Genomic DNA, 18,773 nt, shown 5'->3' with positions numbered 1-18,773 from the left:
ATAATTAAGCCCCAGTTCGCGTCGTTAATTTTGACGCTCACTGAGGCTTTTTTATGGCTGAAAGTATTTAAAAGCAGCTTATATCCGCGCTTATTATTCTTTAGGTAGAAAAACGTTATCTGAACGAATATGTAATTCCCGTTGAGGATAAGGAATGGTTATTTTAGCTTCTTTAAAAGCACGCCAAATTGCGACATGAATATCTGACTTAACGGTATCTTCGCCATATTCTGGGTCGCCAATCCAAACTCGCAATTCAATCTCAATACCATTTTCTGCAAAGCTTTTCAGCATAACGGTGGGCTCAGGGCTTGCCAAAACGCGTATCGATTTATTGGCACAGCGCAGCATAATGGCCATCGCTTGTTCTGGATCATCATTATAGCTAACTCTAACCACGATTTTTAAGCGCACATTACGGTCGTCATAACTCCAGTTAATTACTTCAGAGGTAATTAAATTTTCGTTAGGAATTAAGGTATCAACGCCCTCACGATTACGCACCACCACATAACGCGCTTTTAACTCGTGTACCCAACCAAAGTTATCACCGACAGAAATAACATCTCCTGGTTTAATTGAACGGTCTAACACTAAAATAAAGCCACTGATAAAGTTGGAAGCAATACGTTGCAAACCAAAACCCAGACCGACACCTAAAGCACCACCAAAAATGGCGAGTGAACTTAAGTTAATGCCTACCGCATTTAAGGCAATTAAAAAGGCTAAGGTAATTAAAAACACTTTGCTAAATTTACTAAAACCTACCTGCATACTTGGGCTTATATGCTTAGAGCGTTTTAGGCGTTGATTAAGTAATTCGGCTAACCAAATAGCAAAAGTAAAAGCGAATATAATGACTAAAATAAGTTTAAGCACGGCTAAAAGAGATACTTTACTCTCACCTAAGGTAAAAGCTAAGCTATCCATAGCGGTAAGCAGTGGGGTTAAAAAGTCAGTTAAGTGCAGAATAACAATCAGCCAAATGATAATAGCAATTGCGGTTTCAGAGGTTTTTGCTAAGGCACTGGCAATAAAAGCTTTACGTAAGATATACAGCAGGATGCGGATGACGCCTAACGCCAATACTATTGGCATTAAGAAGTTAATTACCGAGTGCGGTAGACCTTGATGTTTTAATATCGCATTACTTATAGCTAAAAGAATCGCTAAGGTAAAAGGCCATAACATACGTTGCGAACCACGAACGGCCATACGACGCAAACCAGAAATAGCTTGGGCATTTTGATGTAGCTTGCGCTGCAGATAATGATTTAGGGTAAAAGTGATAATGGCAGATAAAACAATAAAACCAATTTGCCACCATAAATTAGTTTGCTGCAGCAACAGCATGGCATCTTGTTGGAACTTTAATAACTGCTCAGACATAGCATTAATTCTTTAATAACCGTCTGTTTAAATTAGCAGATTTAACGGCGCTACACCATCTATACCGCTTGTTAGCTATGGGATAGCACTTCTAAACCAGTTCTAAACCACTTGTATAACCGTCAAGCTTGATGCCAGTTATCATTAGCCGTTATAAAGACTGTTCTTACGACCGGTCTTAAGTTAATAACGTAAACACTATAGGTAATGTGGCAAGGCCTAATAAAATACCTAAGCCAATAATACCACTGACGAGTCGGGGGGCAAGGCCAGCCATAATAGCTATGGCACCAGCAGATATCATCGGTGGCATGGCGGCCTGAAAAATACTAATGGTAACGGCCATACCGGATTGACCCATGCTAAACCAGATTAAAGCGGCTAATAACGGCATCAATATTAATTTTATGACGATAGCGCTAATCAGTGGAGATAATTCACTTTTACTAAATTTAATGGTTAAACCAAAGCCTACGGCAACCATGACTACCGGTACTAAGGTGGCGGATAGGTTATCAATTAAATCTTGGGCAAATGGCGAGTAGCCAGTATCACGTAGCAATAAACCAATGACTAAGGCTATAAAGGACGGAAAAGACAGGATCTTAACCATTATGCCTTTAAAGGTAGGCTTTGTTGCTGTAGGGCTATAAAGTGCAGCAATAATGGTGACATAAGTGGCTAATGCGATAAAAGATCCCACTTGATCATAAACCACGGCATAAGGCATAGCATCGCTGCCAAATAAAGCCTCGGTCATTGGAAAACCTAAAAATGAGGTATTGCCTAATGGTAAAATAATCAGCAAAGCACCGGTAACTTCTCGTGACCACTTAAACACTCGGCTTAAGCCTAACACCATTAACACCACAGCAATTAATAACAGCCATGGCGTAATAGCCGGGATCAGTAATTCAGCAGAAAACTGTAAACGCGGTACATTTTGTAAAATAAGTGCCGGCAATGCGACATACAGCACATACATATTAAAAGCGATACCACTGCTTTGCGGCATAGCAGGTACTCGGCGTAATAGAGCACCAATAATTAAATACACTAATACCAGATAAAAATTTTCCATGCTTAATTGCCCGCGTTATAGGCAGCTACTCGCTGCTCTTTGTCTCGTTTAGATAATTGTTTGAGTTGATATTCAGCTTTGCTGGCACTGGCACGGTCAGCAAAGGGTTGCTGATAGACTAACTGTAATAGGCCTTTTCCACGGAGCGCTTTAGCGCCACCGACTAGCTCACCTTGGTGCTGGCGCAGTCGTCGCTGCGGGTCGGTAGAAATACCGGTATATAATTGATTACTATGGGTACGCACCATATACAAATACCAGCTAGTACTCATTGCAAATAGGTTGCGCTAGTAGCTTCTGTTATACTGTTTAAATCACAGCAGATAGCGCATAGTGCGGCTGACGGCTGGTTTAACAGGATTTCAAATGTCATTTCAATCTTTCGCATTGGCACAACCCATTTTAAAAGTATTAACAGAGCAGGGCTATGATCAAGCCACGCCAGTTCAGCAACAAAGTATTCCGGTTATTCTTGCAGGTAAAGATGTTTTGGCTGGTGCACAGACAGGCACGGGTAAAACGGCCGCGTTCACTCTACCATTGCTCCAACAGATGCTCAATGCGCCTAAGGTTGTACACAAGTCTCAAGTGCGCGTTTTAGTATTAACACCTACTCGTGAATTAGCGCAGCAAGTGTACGATAATGTGTGTAAATATAGCCAGTATCTTAATACCCACTCAGCAGTATTTTATGGCGGTGTATCGATAAAGCCGCAATACGAGTCGGCTCAGCAAGGCTTAGATATTTTAGTGGCGACACCAGGGCGCTTAATAGACCACTTACATCAAAAAACCATTGATTTATCAGCACTAGAAGTCTTAGTGCTAGATGAAGCTGATCGGATGTTAGATATGGGTTTTGTGGTTGATATTAAACGTATTATCGCCAAGTTGCCTGAGAAAAGACAAACCCTATTATTCTCTGCTACCTATTCTGATGCCATTAAACAGTTAGCCGAGCAATTACTTAATAACCCGACATTAATTGAAGTTGCTGCCAGTAATGCTACCGCAGAAAGTGTTGAGCAGTTAGCCTATTTAGTGGATAGACATCGTAAACGCGAATTGTTGTCGCATTTAATTGGTCGGCATAATTGGCGCCAGGTTTTAATTTTTGTTCGTACTAAACATGGTGCCGATCGTTTAGCCAAACAATTAGGCAAAGATGGCTTAAAATCGGTATCCATCCACGGCGATAAAAGCCAAGGCGCTCGTACTAAGGCTTTAGCCGACTTTAAACAAGGTGCAGTAAGAGTATTAGTCGCGACAGATATTGCTGCGCGTGGTTTAGATATTAACGATTTACCCTATGTCGTAAATTATGATTTACCGCAAGTGGCCGAAGATTATGTACATCGCATTGGTCGAACCGGTCGCGCCGGAAATACCGGTGTTGCGCTAAGCTTAATTACCCCAGATGAAACCTCAGCGTTACAAGAAATAGAGCGTTTAATTCAGCAAGTGATTACACCTGAAGTTATTGCCGGTTATGAACATGACCCAAGTTACGTTACCCCAGAAGAGGGTGAAGCGCGCAATATAGCGGCCAAAAAGTCACCGCGTAGAGGTGCAGATAAAGCTAAGTTACGCCAAAAAGGCTTAGCTAAAAAGTAACTAATAGCGTAAATAAAAAAGCCTGCATTGATTGCAGGCTTTTTATATTGGCTTATGCGAGGCTTATTGTTCAGCCCACATGGAACATACTACCAACCACATTGTTGGCCTTTATTTTGTTCATCTAAGTAGGTTTGTAAAGGTGCGAAATAATCGAGTAATGCCGTAGCATCCATTTCTGGTTTACCTGTCACCACTGCCAACGCTTCTTGCCAAGGTTGGCTAGAGCCCATTTCTAGCATTTGATTTAGCTTAGCACCGGCTTCTTTGCTGTTGTAAATAGAACAGCGATGCACAGCTTCTTCACTGCCGGCAATATCACATAATGCTTTGTGGAACTGGAACTGCAATATGTGGGCTAAAAAATAACGAGTGTAGGGTACATTGCCCGGTACATGGTACTTTGCACCTGGGTCAAAGTCAGTTTCAGTGCGGGCGACAGGTGCAGTTACACCTTGATATTTTTCCCGTAACTGCCACCAAGCATCATTGTAATTCTCAGGTTTAATTTTGCCGCTAAATACCTGCCAGCGCCACTGATCAACCATTAAACCAAAGGGGATAAAGGCGACTTTATCCATAGCCATTTTCATTAATAAGCCCAGATCTTTAGACTCATCAGGTACGGTATCAAGTAAACCAATTTGCTTTAAGTAATCAGGTGTTACTGATAACGCTATGGTGTCACCAATAGCTTCATGGAAACCATCGTTAGCACTTTCTTGATAATATACGGGCTGATCTTTATAGGCACGTTGATAGAAGTTATGCCCCAGTTCATGGTGGATAACTGAAAACTCTTCACCGGTGCGCTGGATACACATTTTAATTCGTAAATCGTCTTTAGCATCTAAGTCCCAAGCTGAGGCATGACACTCTACGTCACGATCGGCAGGTTTAGTAAATAACGACCGCTGGTAAAATGTTTCCGGTAGAGCAGCAAAGCCTAACGAGGTAAAAAAGCCCTCAGCTCCTTTAACCATTTTTACTTCATCGTAATTGTGCTTAGCCAGTAATTCAGTCACATCATAACCAGGATCAGCATCTGCAGGCGCGACTAAATCGTAAATATTACCCCAACTTTGCGCCCACATATTACCGAGTAAATGGGCTGGAATGGGTTTGTCGAGTGGCACTTTATCGGCGCCATATTTTTCAGACAATTTGGCCCGAACATGACAATGTAAAGAGTCGTATAACGGTTTAACTTGGCCCCAAACCCGATCTAACTCGGCAGCAAAATCATCGGCTGGCATATCGTATTTCGACCGCCACATGGCACCGGTATCGGCATAACCTAGTTCTTTAGCACCTTCATTAGTTAACTCAATTAAACGCTGGTACATTGGACGCATTGGCTTGCTTATTTCACGCCAACCTTGCCACATCTCAAGTTGTTCATTGTAATCGCGGCTAGTTGCCATCACGCTAGACATTTCGCCTAATGACATGCAGGTACCGTCGGTTTTACAATATTTACCTTTACCATAAGTGCCGCCTAAATCAGCGACAATTTTTGCCATTTCAGCCGTTTTTGCAGCATCTTTGGGGGCCGGCAAGGTTAAAGCTAGCTTTAACTTATCTAATTTACGCCGATTATCAGCAGACAGTTGCACCTTATCGAACTTAGCCGCGGCAGTGGCTAGCTCAATCATCTCAACCGTCAATTTTTCATTAATATCAGCTGATAAAGAGGCAGTATCTTCGGTTATAAAGTTAGAGTAAATCCATTCGGCGCGGCTAGATTCTAAAAACAATTGAATTAGCTTAGGTTCGGTAGCGGCTAGAAAAGACACTGCATCAGCTTCGGTTAACGCTTGTTTAGTTACCGTGCTTTGTTTAACGCTTAGATTATTTTGTTGCTGGCTATCACAAGCGCTTAATAATAAAGCTGAGCTTACTATCGCCGCAGTAATAGAGAGTTTAAGGATTTTCATAAGGCTACCTTGTACTTATCATTGTTATGGTGCTAATGGTGGTGATAACAGTGGTGCTATATAGGGTATAAATACTATAGTATTTTTTACTGATTAGGTTGAGAATAACAACCTAATCAGTAGATTGCACCTAGAGCTAATTAACGGCTTTGCTGCTGTTGTTGTAATTGCCACATTCTAGCGTATTCACCTTGTAGCTGTAATAGTTGTTGATGACTACCTTGCTCTACCAGTTGGCCTTGTTTTAACACAATAATATTATCGGCATCAGTAATAGTTGATAACCGATGGGCAATAACTAGGCTGGTGTGATTACGCGCAACATCGCGCATAGCACTAAGTATGGCTTGCTCTGCGGTTGAATCAAGTGCAGATGTTGCTTCATCAAATATTAGAATCGGCGCGCGTTTTAATATAGCCCTTGCGATAGCAATACGCTGTTTTTCTCCGCCAGATACTTTTAAACCGCGCTCACCCACCAAAGTAGCATCACCTTGCGGCAAACTAGTAATAAACTTGCGCAAGTGAGCTAAATCTATTGCAGTATCAATATCTTGCTCTGTGGCATCAGGAAAACCATAACGAATATTCTCTCGGATACTGCTATTAAACAGCACAGTATCTTGCGGTACTATGGCGATGGTTTTACGTAAACTATCCAAAGTGGTGGTTTTAATGTTTTGTTGGTCAATTGAGATTTGGCCATTGTCAAGATCATAGAACCGATATAACAACCGGCTGATGGTACTTTTACCGGCACCGCTAGCGCCAACAATAGCCACTTTATGCCCAGCGGGGATGTCAAAGCTAAGCTTTTGTATAATTGGCCTTTTGCTGTCATAGGCAAAATCGACATTATCGAAACGGATGGCAGCTTTTGTTATGCTTAATTCGGTGGCGTTTTGGTCATCCTTAATTTTAGGTTGGCGCATTAACAGCCCCAACATATTTTCTAAATCGGTTAGGGCCCGACGAATTTCGCGATAGACAAAACCAAGAAAATTTAATGGAATAAACAGCTGAATTATATAAGCATTAACCATAATTAAATCGCCTAAGGTAAGCTGCTTCTCAACAACTTGACTGGCGGCTAACCACATTAAGGCGGTAATAGCCCCAGCAATAATAAGTGCTTGGCCAGAATTTAAAGCCAGTAAGCTTAAACGGTTTTTTAACCGAGCCTGCTCCCAGTTGGCTAAAAATTTATCGTAGGTGCGGGCTTCATATTGTTCGTTATTAAAATATTTTACCGTTTCATAATTCAATAAGCTGTCGATAGCGCGGCTGTTAGTAGTGTTGTCGGCTTGATTCGCCTCGCGGGTGTATTTATTGCGCCATTCGGTTATTACTACAGTAAAAAAAGATATACACCGCCACAGCAAACAGAGTTATCAGGCTATATAACGGTGAAAATAAGGTGGCAAAAATAATAGTAACAGCTGCAATTTCAAATAAAGTCGGCGCGATATTAAACATTAGAAAGCGCATTAAAAAACTTAAGCCATTAGTACCGCGTTCTATATCACGGCTAATGCCACCGGTTTGTCGATCTAAATGAAAAGCTAATTCTAAACTGTGCAGATGATTAAATACTCTTAAGCCTAATTGGCGCATGGCGTGTTCGGTAATACGGCCAAATAAGGCATCACGCACTTCACCAAAAAACACCCCCGCAAAACGCAGCGCTCCGTATGCAATAAGTATGGCAACCGGCACAATAATAATTTTACTTTGCGCTCCATCTAACGAATCGACAATGTGCTTTAAGGCTAAAGGCATCAATAGCAACGCTGATTTAGCGGCAATCAGCGCTAAAATAGCTAAAGTAACCCGAAATTTAAATTGCCATAAATAAGGCCACAATAAGGCCAATGTTTGCTTTAACGAAGTGGCATGTGCCTGTCTAGTTGTTTGAGGTTGCTTAGCTGATCGCCGCATACTGGCCATGCCTTGTCCTGTAGTTTCTTGAATGTTGAGTGTTGAATGCTTAGTGCTTAGTGCCTAGTTTTACAGCTAAGTGCTTAGTTTAAAAAGGGGCTATTACACTAACCGCTTCATAGTAATAGTACTGTATTTGGATGGGTTTAGCGTAGTAATAAAAAAACGCCGGCAAAGTTGCCAGCGTTTTGTTTGTTGTCACCGCTAAGCTTAGCGCTTAGGCAACCTTGTCGGTTTCATTGGCGCCTAAACCTTGCTGGGTTAAGCTTTTATCCGCTGCTAAATCTTCAGCTGCAAAATCATCGACGTTAATGGCAAATAAGCGACCTGTTTCGGCAGTGCGCAGTATTTCAGCTTCAGCAGCTGTAATAACGCCAAGCTCTAAGCCTAATGTTGCCACTTCATCTAAACGATAGAACGGTAAACGCTTACCACTGGCTTTAGACACTTTATCAAATATTGGCTCTGCCGCTAATACATCTAGCAGTACTTGCTCCATGCGGCCTAATAAGTTTAAAGGCTCGTTTTTCAGATACATATGATGACCTAAACGTGAGCGAGCTTCGCTAGGGGTTTGCATAATGCGCGATACGTTATGCTCAACTTGATCTGAAGGTTTACGTAATGTACGGCCCCAAGGGAACACGATACGCTTTAATACCGCGGCAATAATGCGATTAGGGAAGTTATCAAATAACTCGCTTAACGCTAACTGTGCCCGGTACATATTGTCTTCACAAGCCCATTGCACAAAAGGTAAATCGTCTATTTTACGGCCTTCATCTTGGTAACGCTTAAGTACAGTTGAGGTTAAATACAACATACTTAAAATATCACCTAAACGGGCAGAAATACGTTCACGGCGTTTTAAATCACCGCCTAACGTAGCCATAGCCACGTCTGACATTAAGGCTAACGATGCACTAAAACGATTCATTTGTTTATAGTATTTAGCCGTTGCATCGTTGTAAGGTGCATTGCTAAAAATGCCGCCGGTTAATGATAACCAGAAAGTACGGAAGAAGTTGCTAATAGCAAAACCAATATGACCAAATAAGGCTTTATCAAACGCAGTAACTGCCGCAAGTTCATCATCTAATTGTGCCGCTTCTAACTCAGCTAATACATAAGGATGGCAGCGAATGGCACCTTGACCATAAATGATCATGTTACGGGTAAGAATATTGGCACCTTCAACCGTAATGGCAACGGGCGCACCTTGATAACCACGAGCTAAATAGTTATTTGGTCCCATGCAGATACCTTTACCACCATGAATATCCATGGCATCGGTAATGGCTTGGCGCATGCGTTCTGTCATGTGGTATTTAGTAATAGCCGAGATAACAGAAGGCTTCTCGCCTAAGTCTATGGCACCGACAGACATTACCGTAGAGGCATCTGCCATATAAGCATAACCACCAATACGGGCTAATGACTCTTCAATACCTTCCATTTTACCGATAGGTATTTTAAATTGGCGACGAATACGTGAATAGGCACCCGTGGCTAAAGCTACGGCTTTAATGCCACCGGTACTGTTTGATGGTAACGTAATCGCTCGGCCTACTGATAAACATTCCACCAGCATACGCCAACCTTGGCCAGCCATATCAATACCACCGATAATATAATCTAGGGGTACAAAGATATTGTCACCTTGGGTAGGACCATTTTGGAAGGGGACGTTTAGTGGAAAGTGGCGGCGGCCAATTTTCACGCCTTCAGTGCTAGTAGGAATTAAAGCACAAGTAATGCCTAAATCTTTTTCTTCACCGATTAATTGCTCAGGGTCATATAGTTTAAAGGCTAAGCCTAATACCGTAGCAATAGGGGCTAACGTGATATAGCGTTTATCCCATGTCAGGCGCATACCTATTACTTCTTTACCTTCCCATTCACCTTTACAGATAATACCTTTATCAGGAATGGCACCCGCATCTGAACCGGCTTCTGGACTGGTTAGAGCAAAACAAGGCACTTCTAAGCCTTTGGCTAAACGGGGTAAATAATGATTTTTTTGTTCTTCAGTTCCGTAATGTTGTAATAGCTCACCTGGGCCTAATGAGTTAGGTACGCCGACAATGCTTGATAACACCATACTTTTACTAGTGAGCTTTTGTAGCACACAAGATTGGGCATAAGCAGAGAACTCTAAACCGCCATATTCTTTCTTAATGATCATGGCAAAGAAACCGTGATCCTTTAAGTACTGATACACTTCTGGAGTTAAATCGGTACGTTCATGGGTGATATGCCAATCATCAATCATGGCCAATAACTCTTCAACAGGGCCATCTAAGAATGCCTGTTCTTCTGCACTTAAGCGTGGCTTAGGAAAATTATGCATTTTAAGCCAATCAGGATTGCCACGAAATAAATCGCTTTCCCACCAAGTAGTACCAGCGTCGATAGCTTCGCTTTCTGTGCGGGACATTTCAGGCATAATTTTGCGATATAAACCCAGTAAAGGTTTCGTTAAATATCGCTGACGAATAGAAGCAATATTTAATGGCAGGGCAATAAGGGCAAATATTATCCATGGCACTATGCCGATAATATCTAGCAGATTACCGACAACAAGCACTGCCGCGATAACTGCAGTAAAAAGAGTTAAACTAGCACGATTGTAAGCCAGTATGGCAATTGCGGCGATTAAAACCACCGATAAAATAACAGCATCCATCACATTCTCCAGATTAGAGGTCAGACCACTATTTTGTAAGAGTAATTGGCTTTTGCAAAAGTTGCAATACCTAGCACAGATAAGATAGTAAACAGTTTTACACTTTAGTGGATTTAGCGGAATTACATAAGATAAGTATAAGCATGAATAAACAAGTTGTTATGCGGCAATAGCGTTGTTTTGCCGCGATAATAACTAAAAAGCCAACTGCTAATACGCGCTTATACGTACAAAAATGGCAGTTGGCTTAAAAATATTTTAAGGCAGGGTAACTTCAGTTGTGTTGTCAGGTGTCGGCTCTGCAGTTTTCGGCTCTGCTGTTGAAGGCTCTAAAGTTAAGGTATGCAATTGGACATCAAATTGCTCAACATTATCTTCGCCACGCCATAAACGTACTAACATATAGTTTAAATCAGGGGCGACCCAAGCATAAATTTGTTTATCGCTATTAGCACTGTCTTCGACTCTAGCGATACGCAAGGTGCGAGTATTGCCATAAGGCAGTGGCAAGAGTTCTTCGCCAATCACTTTGTAGTTATAGACCTTAGCATTACCATTCTTATTTAGTACGGTATAACTAAATTCTGTTTTGCCGGCTTGCAGGTCAAGGCTTAGCTGCAGTTGATAGCTAATTAAATCCAGCAAATCATCTTGCCATTTTAGTGGTTTCGGTTGCCTTTTTTTGCCTACAGCGAGTTGTAGTTTGTCATGGTCCAAATGTAACTCATAATGCCTATTTGGCCCTGTACCTGAGCGCTCCATAACATATTGGCTAGGTTTTATTTGATTGTCTACAATCGTAAAATGAGACGTTTCGCTACGTTTATCTGAAAATAATAACCATTTTATAGCACTGCTGTAACCAAACTCGTATTCAGTACCATTTTGTTTTAAATAACGATTGGCTTCACCATGCTTTTTGCCAGCACGATAAACAATATAATCGGCATTAAAACTATCTAATGTCGCAGCAACGGCTGGCCAGGTAATAGTGGCTGAAAGGAGGAAAAATGACGCCAACTGGCGCCATTTTGTTTTAGTTATCATCTTCATCATTGGCATACCCATTAGTCTTGAGTAAATTACCATCCAACCATGCCTGATCAGCGCGTTGTTGTAAACGATTTTGGCAAAACCAGCGTATAACTAACGGATATATACGGTATTCTTGCTCATGTACCCGCTCGGCGAGGCTAGTGATGTCATCGTCTGGAAAAATAGGCACTTTAGCTTGTAATATCACTGGGCCGCCATCTAGCTGGTCTGTTACAAAATGCACACTGCTACCATGTTCAGTGTCTTTTGCGTCTATGGCTCGCTGATGGGTGTGTAAACCAGGATACTTAGGCATTAACGACGGATGAATATTAAGTAATCTACCATCAAAATGTTTAACAAATTCAGGCGTTAAAATACGCATGAAACCTGCTAGTACGACAAGGTCAGGTTGATATTGTTCAATAGATTGAATAAGTTTTTGATCATAGCTTTCTCGGCTGGCAGCGCCAATATGGCTAAGTACCGCAGTTGGGATGCCGGCTTCGCTGGCGCGAGTTAAGCCATATGCAGAGTCTTTATTAGCAATTACTGCTTTTACTTCACCCTGAATATAACCCTTGCTGCAGGCATCAATAATCGCCTGCAGGTTAGAGCCATTGCCAGAAATCAGTACGACTATTGATTTCATCAGGAGCCTTATTCGTTAATAATAACCAATTCATCATCTGCAGTAGCAGTTTGAATTTCACCCAAGTGCCATGCCGTTTCACCGGCTGCGGTTAATAAGTCTAAAGCAGGTTGTAATTGCTCTGCTGGCACCACCGCGATCATGCCAACACCACAGTTAAAGGTGCGGTACATTTCGTGTTGGCTAATATTGCCTTGCTGCTGTAACCAATTAAATATAGCAGGCCACTGCCAACTTTTACCATCGATAATGGCTTTAGTATCTGCGGGTAATACCCGAGGAATATTTTCCCAAAAACCACCCCCCGTGATATGACACAAAGCGTGGATAGGCAATTGCTTAATTAATTGCAGCACGTTTTTGACATAAATACGGGTAGGCTCAAGTAAATGGTCGGCAACAGTTTTGCCTTCAAGTTGGATCTCAGTGCTTTGGCCACTGAATTCTAATACTTTACGGACTAATGAAAAACCATTGGAGTGAGGACCAGAAGAGGCTATCGCGATAAGTTGATCGCCCGCTTTTACTTTAGTGCCATCTATAATTTCGGCTTTTTCAACTACACCAACACAAAAGCCAGCAATATCGTAATCTTCGCCATGATACATACCAGGCATTTCAGCCGTTTCACCGCCGACTAAAGCACAACCAGACTGAACACAACCTTCGGCAATACCATTAACAACGGCAGCAGCAGTTTCAACATCTAATTTGCCAGTAGCATAGTAATCGAGGAAGAATAATGGCTCAGCACCTTGCACGATTAAGTCATTGACACACATGGCCACTAAATCAATACCCACACCGTCATGACGTTTTAAATCCATGGCTAAGCGTAGTTTAGTACCCACACCGTCGGTGCCTGAGACTAACACTGGCTCTTTATAGCCAGCAGGGATCTGGCATAAAGCGCCAAAGCCGCCTAAGCCACCCATAACTTCAGGGCGACGAGTACGTTTTACCGCACCTTTAATACGATCAACTAAGGCATTACCTGCGTCAATATCTACTCCGGCGTCTTTGTAGCTTAAAGATGTTTTTTGCTCGCTCACGGCTGTCCTCGAATGGCTAAAAGTGGAAAGTCTAAAATTGTGGTTATTTTACCTGTATAACAGCGAAGACTAAAGCTTTACTGCAGTGCATTTGCCATTGCTTGCATCACGTAGTCATACACACTAATAGTATTATCGTGCATGATCTTATGATAACAGACTGAAGCAAAAGGAAATTCTTTATCTGCGAACTGAATATAAATAAACGGTGCTTTAGCATCTGTTTCATTATTTGCCCAAGAACCACCCACGTTAGCAATAAAGACTTCACCTATATAGGCTGCAAACATATTACTGATAGTAAATAATATCTCTGCGTCATGCGGTTTTTGCTGTTCTTGTTGATGAAATTTAGCCAAGATCTTATCCAGCTGTTGTAAGCTTTCTATGCTGCGATCTAGCGTTATTTTATGTTCTTGTTGGCAATAAATCACCGCGTCGTTAGCTGATTCTTGCATTAGCTTACTTATGTCAGAATTTTGTTTATTTGGCATAGTACTCTCAAGTTGTTGGTCAGCAGACTTTCACTGCAGGCTAGCTATTGGCGGTAATCACGGCACGTAAGGGAGCCGGATAGCCTTCTATGGTCTTACTATGATCATTTGGATCCAGAAAATCAATCAGACTTTCAGTGTCCATCCAACTGGTTTTACGCTGTTCGTCTAACGTCGTTTGGTTAATATCTACTACTTTTACATTACTAAAGCCCAAGCGCTCTAACCACAGTATTAAAGCAGCACAACTAGGAATAAACCAGACATTACGCATTTTAGCATAGCGATCGGTGGGGACTAATACTGTATTGGCATCGCCCTCTATCACTAACGTTTCCAGTATTAGCTCGCCTCCAGGACGTAATTGCTGTTTTAATTGCTGTAAAAAGTCCAGTGGTGAACGGCGGTGGTATAACACACCCATCGAAAACACCGTATCAAACTGCTGTAAAGGCGGCATATCATCAATACCAATGGGCAGCAGATTCACCTGTGGGTCGGGATTAAAGTGTTTAATAGCATTAAATTGGGCATAAAAAAGCTGTGAAGGGTCAATACCCACCACAAATTCTGCGCCTTCACCGCGCATGCGCCATAAATGATAGCCACTACCACAGCCGACATCTAACACGTAGCGCTGCTTGAGTGGTGTGATATGGGGCAAAATACGTTGCCATTTAAAATCTGAGCGCCACTCAGTATCAATTTCGATACCATGCAAATCAAACGGACCTTTACGCCAGGGTTTTAATTGTTGCAGCACATGTTGAATGCGCGGTGCTTGACCAGAGGTTAAATCGGTATCACGACCAAAAGTCACACTAGACTTTAAGTCAATTAAAGATGGCGTGGTATCAGGTAATTGGGCTAAGGCTTTTTGCCACTGTTTAAAGTCGCCATGTAAGGCCTGTTTTGCCCACAGTGCAAGTTGCGCCGGTAAGGTTTCTAACCAGGGCGCTAAACGGTTTGTCGCCAGTTGGGCATAAAACGCATTAAAATTAATCATTGGCAACCTTAAGATTTAATAGCCAGCATCGAGCAAAAGTTAAAACATTGAAACCAAACTGTTTGCTGGCTAAAACCGGCCTGGCTTAAACGACGGGCATGTTGTTGCAAGGTATCAGGTTGCATCACATTTTCTAAGGCAGTCCGTTTTTGACTGACTTCTAACTCGCTATAACCATTAGCGCGTTTAAAATCATGATGCAAATCAATAAGTAGTTCGTTTTCTGTGGTTTGAGAATGAATAAACTTTTCCGATAAAATTAATAAACCACCTGGTTTTAAGCCGTTATAAATTTGCTGGATTAATTGATCGCGATCGGTTTTAGGTAAAAACTGTAACGTGAAGTTGATAACCACCACTGCGGCATTGCTAATGTCGATATGCCGAATATCGGCTAATTGCACGTCAACAGGGACGTCAGAACGAAATGACTGCAAATGGCGTTCGCAACGTTCAACCATAGCACTACTATTATCAACCGATATTATTTTACAATTTTCGGCCGTGAGATTGCGGCGCATGGCTAAGGTTGCCGCGCCCAACGAGCAGCCTAAATCATAATATAAACTATCAGGCTGTTGGTATTTTGCCGTTAACTTACCGATGGTTTGGATAATAGTATGATAACCCGGCACAGAGCGTTGGATCATATCCGGAAATACATCGGCAACTTGGTCGTCAAAGCGGAAATCTTGAACTTCACCTAGGGGTGCGGCGTAAATTGAGTCTTTTTGCATATCTTTTTATATGTCTCTTGGCATGTCTCTTGGTAAATCTCTACGCATACCCCTTAGCATATCTCTTAGTATAGAAAGGGGTAATAGCGCTTAATCGCTTTTATTAGCACTAAAAACTCTATTAGCTAGCTAATAACTAGCTAATAACTAAAGTACAGTTTGGTTAAGTTTACCTTAAAATACAGCTTAACGGCTACTTAAGTCAGGTTTTTAGGCTATTTTCAGCGGTTTTATTAAGCTAACAATTATGCCAGTAAAATTAGCGGAGTGCTGCTTGCTTGACCAAATGATTATCTGCACGGCATACTAAGGAACAGATTGCATAGTTGTAGGTAATAATGAAGCAAGGAATTTCTAAATTACTCTATTTAATACTATTTTTTATGCTGCCGCTGGTGCAAGCCGCTTTGCCGTCGCCATTAAAAATAGCTATTAGTGATAATACTTATCCCTATATGTTTCTTAATCAGCAGGGCGAGCCTGAGGGCTTAGTGGTTGATTATTGGCAACACATCGCGCAACAACAGCAAATAGACGTGCAATTTATAGCAGCTAATTGGCCAAAAACCATTGAGTTGTTAGAACAAGGCAAGGTAGATTTTCATGGCGGTTTAGCCGCAAATCCAAAACGGGCACAGCAATACCAGCTTGGGGATATTGGCGTAAATATTTACAATAATATTTTTGTCCATCGTGATATGCCACATTTTAAGAATGTACAAGAATTAAAGCCCCTAACTATAGGGGTGATTGAGCGTTCTAGCCATGTTGCCACCTTACAAACGTTAATTCCAAACGTTAAGTTAGCGTATTTTTCTACTATTCAAGATTTATATACTGCGGCTGTGCAAGGTGAGTTATTTGCGTTTAGTGCCTTAGATATGCTGCCAACCACTTACGTTGATTTTAAACAGTTAAATGCATTATTTCCATTACATAAAAAAATGCCGATTACCAAAATTGATTTAAGCTATGCCGTTTATCAAAAACCAACATTATTTGAGCAATTACAACTTGCCACAGGGCAGGTTGAACCCAGCCTAATCCGTCAATTAGAGCAACGCTGGCTGGGAATACAAGTTGAAAAAGATACCTTATTATTAGGTGTGCCGGTTAATAATCCGCCTTATATGAATATTACCGCCGAAGGAGAAGCAAGAGGCTTAATCATTGAATTATGGCAAGCTTGGGCTGAACAAACCGGTAAAAAAATTGCATTTGTCCCCGACACATCCGCTAATACGGTGCGTAGCCTAGAACAAGGCCGTATCGATGCCATTGTCGCTATGACTATTAATGAGCAAACATCAGATAAAATAACCGAGGCTTATCATGTCTATAGCTTTAATTCGTTATTCTACTATCCAAAAGTTAAAGGCGAATTACGTTTAGATACCTTAACGGACGAAACGGTTGCCGTGTTCCAAAACTCTCCTTATCTAGCTGAACTAAAACAAAAGTATCCGCAGCTCAGTTTTAAGCTATTTGTATCTTTAGAAGATATTCTTAGTGCCGTACAGCAACAAGAAGTGATTGGTTTTATTGGCGGTGCTGCCATCATTCCAGTGCGCTTACAACAACTTAATGTCGCTGATAGTTATATCGGTGCAGCAAAACCGATAGTAGAAGGTGCACTTTTTGCTTTGGTACAAACAGGAAATGAAGGGTTAAGTAATGAGATACATCAAGGGTTTGCTAGCTTAAGTCTTAGCCAATTAGAAGCTATCGAAAAACGTTGGCTGGATGAGCCTGAACGCTATTTTGCCAAATTTCGGCAAAAAGTGCCCTTAACTGCTACTGAGCAATCTTGGTTAGACGCTCATCAACCAATTAAACTAGGTATAGTTAAAGATTTGCCGCCAATGGAGTTTGTTGATGATAAGGGTGAAGCGGCGGGTATTACTATTGATATTGTTAATGTTATCGCTCAGCGTTTAAATACCCAAATTGAGATTGTTAAGTTTGATAGCTTTACGGAATTAAAAGCCGCCTTTAAACAAAACTCGATTGATTTTATCGGCAGTATTGGTGAGCAGCCAGCAGGGGAAAAAACGATATTGTTAACCGAGGCATATTGGTCAAGCCAATGGGCTATTATTAGCGGTGTTTCAAGTGAAAAGGTAAATAATGTTAAGCAGTTAGCTGGTAAGCGAGTCGCCATATATAAAGATTACGCGATGGCAAATGAGCTGCCAAATTATGTGCATGGTACAGCAATAACACTCACTGATAATCTAAAACAAGCTATCAATTTATTACAGCATGGCGAAGTGGATGCGGTGATCGAGTCAGTTGAAGCAGCAGGGCAGTTTTTGCGTGACTCAGGCTATGTAAATTTACAAATTCAAGTGCTTGAAGGGTTAGCAACTGACCCGACAATGTTTGGTGTCAGACTGGATTATCAACCCTTAGTGGTATTGCTCAATAAAGGCTTACGCAGCCTTGGTGAAGAGGGCGGCAAACAAATTTATAATAAGTGGTTTGATTTTCAAATTAACCAAGGCCTAGATAAAGCCCAGTTTACTCGCTTAATGATGCAGGTCGGCGGCGCCGCATCGCTTATTATCATGTTTTTTATTATTTGGAACTATTCCTTACGCAAAGAAGTCAATTTACGCCGTCGTGCTGAAGACAAAATGCGTTTTATGGCCACCCATGATGATTTAACCCAATTGCCTAATCGTATTCTATTAAAAGAACGTTTAGAACAAGCCCTACTGCAACATGCCAGACATAATGAAATGCTGGGATTATTATTTATCGACTTAGATGGTTTTAAAGATATTAATGATAAATATGGCCATGATGTCGGGGATGAACTGTTACAACATCTGGTAACCATTTTACAAGGCTCTGTGCGAAAAAGTGATACTGTGTCCCGTTTTGGTGGCGATGAGTTTGTGGTGCTATTAACAGGCTTAATGCACCGTAATGATGCCGCTATAGTGGCAGAAAAGGTATTACAACGATTAAAGCAATCTATCATGTTATCGATAGGTTCTGTCACCATAGGCGCCAGTATTGGCATAGCTATTTATCCGGATGATGGCACCGATAGCGATAAGCTATTAAAAGTGGCAGATAATCTAATGTACCGGGTTAAGCAGCAAGGCAAAAACCAATATTGTTTTAGTAAACCTGGGTTTTAATCA

At 41.5% G+C, this 18,773-nt stretch carries 15 protein-coding genes; 2 read left to right on the top strand and 13 right to left on the bottom strand.

Annotated elements, in window-relative coordinates; translation table 11 throughout:
- Positions 1-93 precede the first annotated feature (93 nt).
- The 3 genes from BI198_RS13380 to BI198_RS13370 all read right to left on the bottom strand — a co-directional run bounded on the left by BI198_RS13380 (position 94) and on the right by BI198_RS13370 (position 2,718).
- Positions 94-1,389, bottom strand: coding sequence for a mechanosensitive ion channel family protein (locus BI198_RS13380; protein ID WP_083256625.1), 1,296 nt, complete (start codon positions 1,387-1,389; stop codon positions 94-96).
- Between the two features lie 178 nt (positions 1,390-1,567).
- Positions 1,568-2,470 (bottom strand): AEC family transporter, encoded by a 903-nt coding sequence (locus tag BI198_RS13375; RefSeq protein ID WP_070050004.1) that lies wholly within the window; start codon positions 2,468-2,470, stop codon positions 1,568-1,570.
- Positions 2,471-2,472: 2 nt separating this feature from the next.
- Entirely contained in the window at positions 2,473-2,718 is a 246-nt protein-coding gene (locus BI198_RS13370) for a GIY-YIG nuclease family protein (RefSeq protein WP_083256624.1), read from the bottom strand.
- A 118-nt stretch (positions 2,719-2,836) separates the two neighbouring features.
- Between BI198_RS13370 and BI198_RS13365 the strand changes: the two genes are divergently transcribed.
- On the top strand, positions 2,837-4,084 hold the full coding sequence (locus BI198_RS13365) for a DEAD/DEAH box helicase (protein ID WP_070050002.1): 1,248 nt from the start codon (positions 2,837-2,839) through the stop codon (positions 4,082-4,084).
- An 89-nt stretch (positions 4,085-4,173) separates the two neighbouring features.
- Here the strand turns inward: BI198_RS13365 and BI198_RS13360 are convergent, their stop codons facing one another.
- From BI198_RS13360 to cmoA, 10 genes are all read right to left on the bottom strand, one after another.
- Positions 4,174-6,021 (bottom strand): M2 family metallopeptidase, encoded by a 1,848-nt coding sequence (locus BI198_RS13360; protein WP_070050001.1) that lies wholly within the window; start codon positions 6,019-6,021, stop codon positions 4,174-4,176.
- Between the two features lie 140 nt (positions 6,022-6,161).
- The gene (locus BI198_RS16375; protein ID WP_268793909.1) at positions 6,162-7,403 is read right to left on the bottom strand and encodes an ABCB family ABC transporter ATP-binding protein/permease; all 1,242 of its coding nucleotides are present in this window, start codon (positions 7,401-7,403) and stop codon (positions 6,162-6,164) included.
- Positions 7,348-7,968 carry an ABC transporter transmembrane domain-containing protein gene (locus BI198_RS16370; RefSeq protein WP_268793908.1) on the bottom strand — a complete coding sequence of 207 codons (621 nt, stop codon included), beginning with the start codon at positions 7,966-7,968 and terminating at the stop codon, positions 7,348-7,350. Before BI198_RS16370 ends, BI198_RS16375 begins: the two co-directional genes overlap by 56 nt.
- Positions 7,969-8,176: 208 nt before the next feature.
- Positions 8,177-10,645, bottom strand: a complete 2,469-nt coding sequence (gene fadE, locus BI198_RS13350) for an acyl-CoA dehydrogenase FadE (RefSeq protein ID WP_070050000.1) — start codon at positions 10,643-10,645, stop codon at positions 8,177-8,179.
- 258 nt (positions 10,646-10,903) lie between these two features.
- Positions 10,904-11,701 carry a DUF3108 domain-containing protein gene (locus tag BI198_RS13345; RefSeq protein WP_235605336.1) on the bottom strand — a complete coding sequence of 266 codons (798 nt, stop codon included), beginning with the start codon at positions 11,699-11,701 and terminating at the stop codon, positions 10,904-10,906.
- Entirely contained in the window at positions 11,682-12,332 is a 651-nt protein-coding gene (purN, locus tag BI198_RS13340; RefSeq protein WP_070049998.1) for a phosphoribosylglycinamide formyltransferase, read from the bottom strand. Before purN ends, BI198_RS13345 begins: the two co-directional genes overlap by 20 nt.
- 8 nt (positions 12,333-12,340) lie before the next feature.
- Positions 12,341-13,384: a phosphoribosylformylglycinamidine cyclo-ligase gene (gene purM, locus BI198_RS13335; protein ID WP_070049997.1), complete on the bottom strand. Its 1,044-nt coding sequence runs from the start codon at positions 13,382-13,384 to the stop codon at positions 12,341-12,343.
- A gap of 77 nt (positions 13,385-13,461) precedes the next feature.
- Positions 13,462-13,878: a hypothetical protein gene (locus BI198_RS13330; RefSeq protein WP_070049996.1), complete on the bottom strand. Its 417-nt coding sequence runs from the start codon at positions 13,876-13,878 to the stop codon at positions 13,462-13,464.
- Positions 13,879-13,918: 40 nt separating this feature from the next.
- Entirely contained in the window at positions 13,919-14,884 is a 966-nt protein-coding gene (gene cmoB, locus BI198_RS13325; protein WP_070049995.1) for a tRNA 5-methoxyuridine(34)/uridine 5-oxyacetic acid(34) synthase CmoB, read from the bottom strand.
- An 8-nt stretch (positions 14,885-14,892) separates the two neighbouring features.
- Positions 14,893-15,621: a carboxy-S-adenosyl-L-methionine synthase CmoA gene (cmoA, locus tag BI198_RS13320; protein ID WP_070049994.1), complete on the bottom strand. Its 729-nt coding sequence runs from the start codon at positions 15,619-15,621 to the stop codon at positions 14,893-14,895.
- Positions 15,622-15,959: 338 nt separating this feature from the next.
- Between cmoA and BI198_RS13315 the strand changes: the two genes are divergently transcribed.
- Positions 15,960-18,770 (top strand): transporter substrate-binding domain-containing protein, encoded by a 2,811-nt coding sequence (locus BI198_RS13315; RefSeq protein ID WP_070049993.1) that lies wholly within the window; start codon positions 15,960-15,962, stop codon positions 18,768-18,770.
- The last annotated feature ends 3 nt before the right edge of the window (positions 18,771-18,773 follow it).

It is taken from the genome of Rheinheimera salexigens (genome assembly GCF_001752395.1).
Lineage (GTDB): Bacteria > Pseudomonadota > Gammaproteobacteria > Enterobacterales > Alteromonadaceae > Alishewanella > Alishewanella salexigens.
This window is presented reverse-complemented; position numbering and strand designations above follow the sequence as displayed.

Excerpts from the sequence above, each read along its gene's own strand:
- BI198_RS16370 (WP_268793908.1), bottom strand. The coding sequence starts at position 7,968 with ATGGCCAGTATGCGGCGATCAGCTAAGCAACCTCAAACAACTAGACAG.
- BI198_RS13375 (WP_070050004.1), bottom strand. The coding sequence starts at position 2,470 with ATGGAAAATTTTTATCTGGTATTAGTGTATTTAATTATTGGTGCTCTA.
- purN (WP_070049998.1), bottom strand. The coding sequence starts at position 12,332 with ATGAAATCAATAGTCGTACTGATTTCTGGCAATGGCTCTAACCTGCAG.
- BI198_RS13380 (WP_083256625.1), bottom strand. The coding sequence starts at position 1,389 with ATGTCTGAGCAGTTATTAAAGTTCCAACAAGATGCCATGCTGTTGCTG.
- BI198_RS13365 (WP_070050002.1), top strand. The coding sequence starts at position 2,837 with ATGTCATTTCAATCTTTCGCATTGGCACAACCCATTTTAAAAGTATTA.
- BI198_RS13330 (WP_070049996.1), bottom strand. The coding sequence starts at position 13,878 with ATGCCAAATAAACAAAATTCTGACATAAGTAAGCTAATGCAAGAATCA.
- fadE (WP_070050000.1), bottom strand. The coding sequence starts at position 10,645 with ATGGATGCTGTTATTTTATCGGTGGTTTTAATCGCCGCAATTGCCATA.
- cmoB (WP_070049995.1), bottom strand. The coding sequence starts at position 14,884 with ATGATTAATTTTAATGCGTTTTATGCCCAACTGGCGACAAACCGTTTA.
- BI198_RS13345 (WP_235605336.1), bottom strand. The coding sequence starts at position 11,701 with ATGATGAAGATGATAACTAAAACAAAATGGCGCCAGTTGGCGTCATTT.
- cmoA (WP_070049994.1), bottom strand. The coding sequence starts at position 15,621 with ATGCAAAAAGACTCAATTTACGCCGCACCCCTAGGTGAAGTTCAAGAT.
- BI198_RS13360 (WP_070050001.1), bottom strand. The coding sequence starts at position 6,021 with ATGAAAATCCTTAAACTCTCTATTACTGCGGCGATAGTAAGCTCAGCT.
- BI198_RS13370 (WP_083256624.1), bottom strand. The coding sequence starts at position 2,718 with ATGGTGCGTACCCATAGTAATCAATTATATACCGGTATTTCTACCGAC.
- BI198_RS13315 (WP_070049993.1), top strand. The coding sequence starts at position 15,960 with ATGAAGCAAGGAATTTCTAAATTACTCTATTTAATACTATTTTTTATG.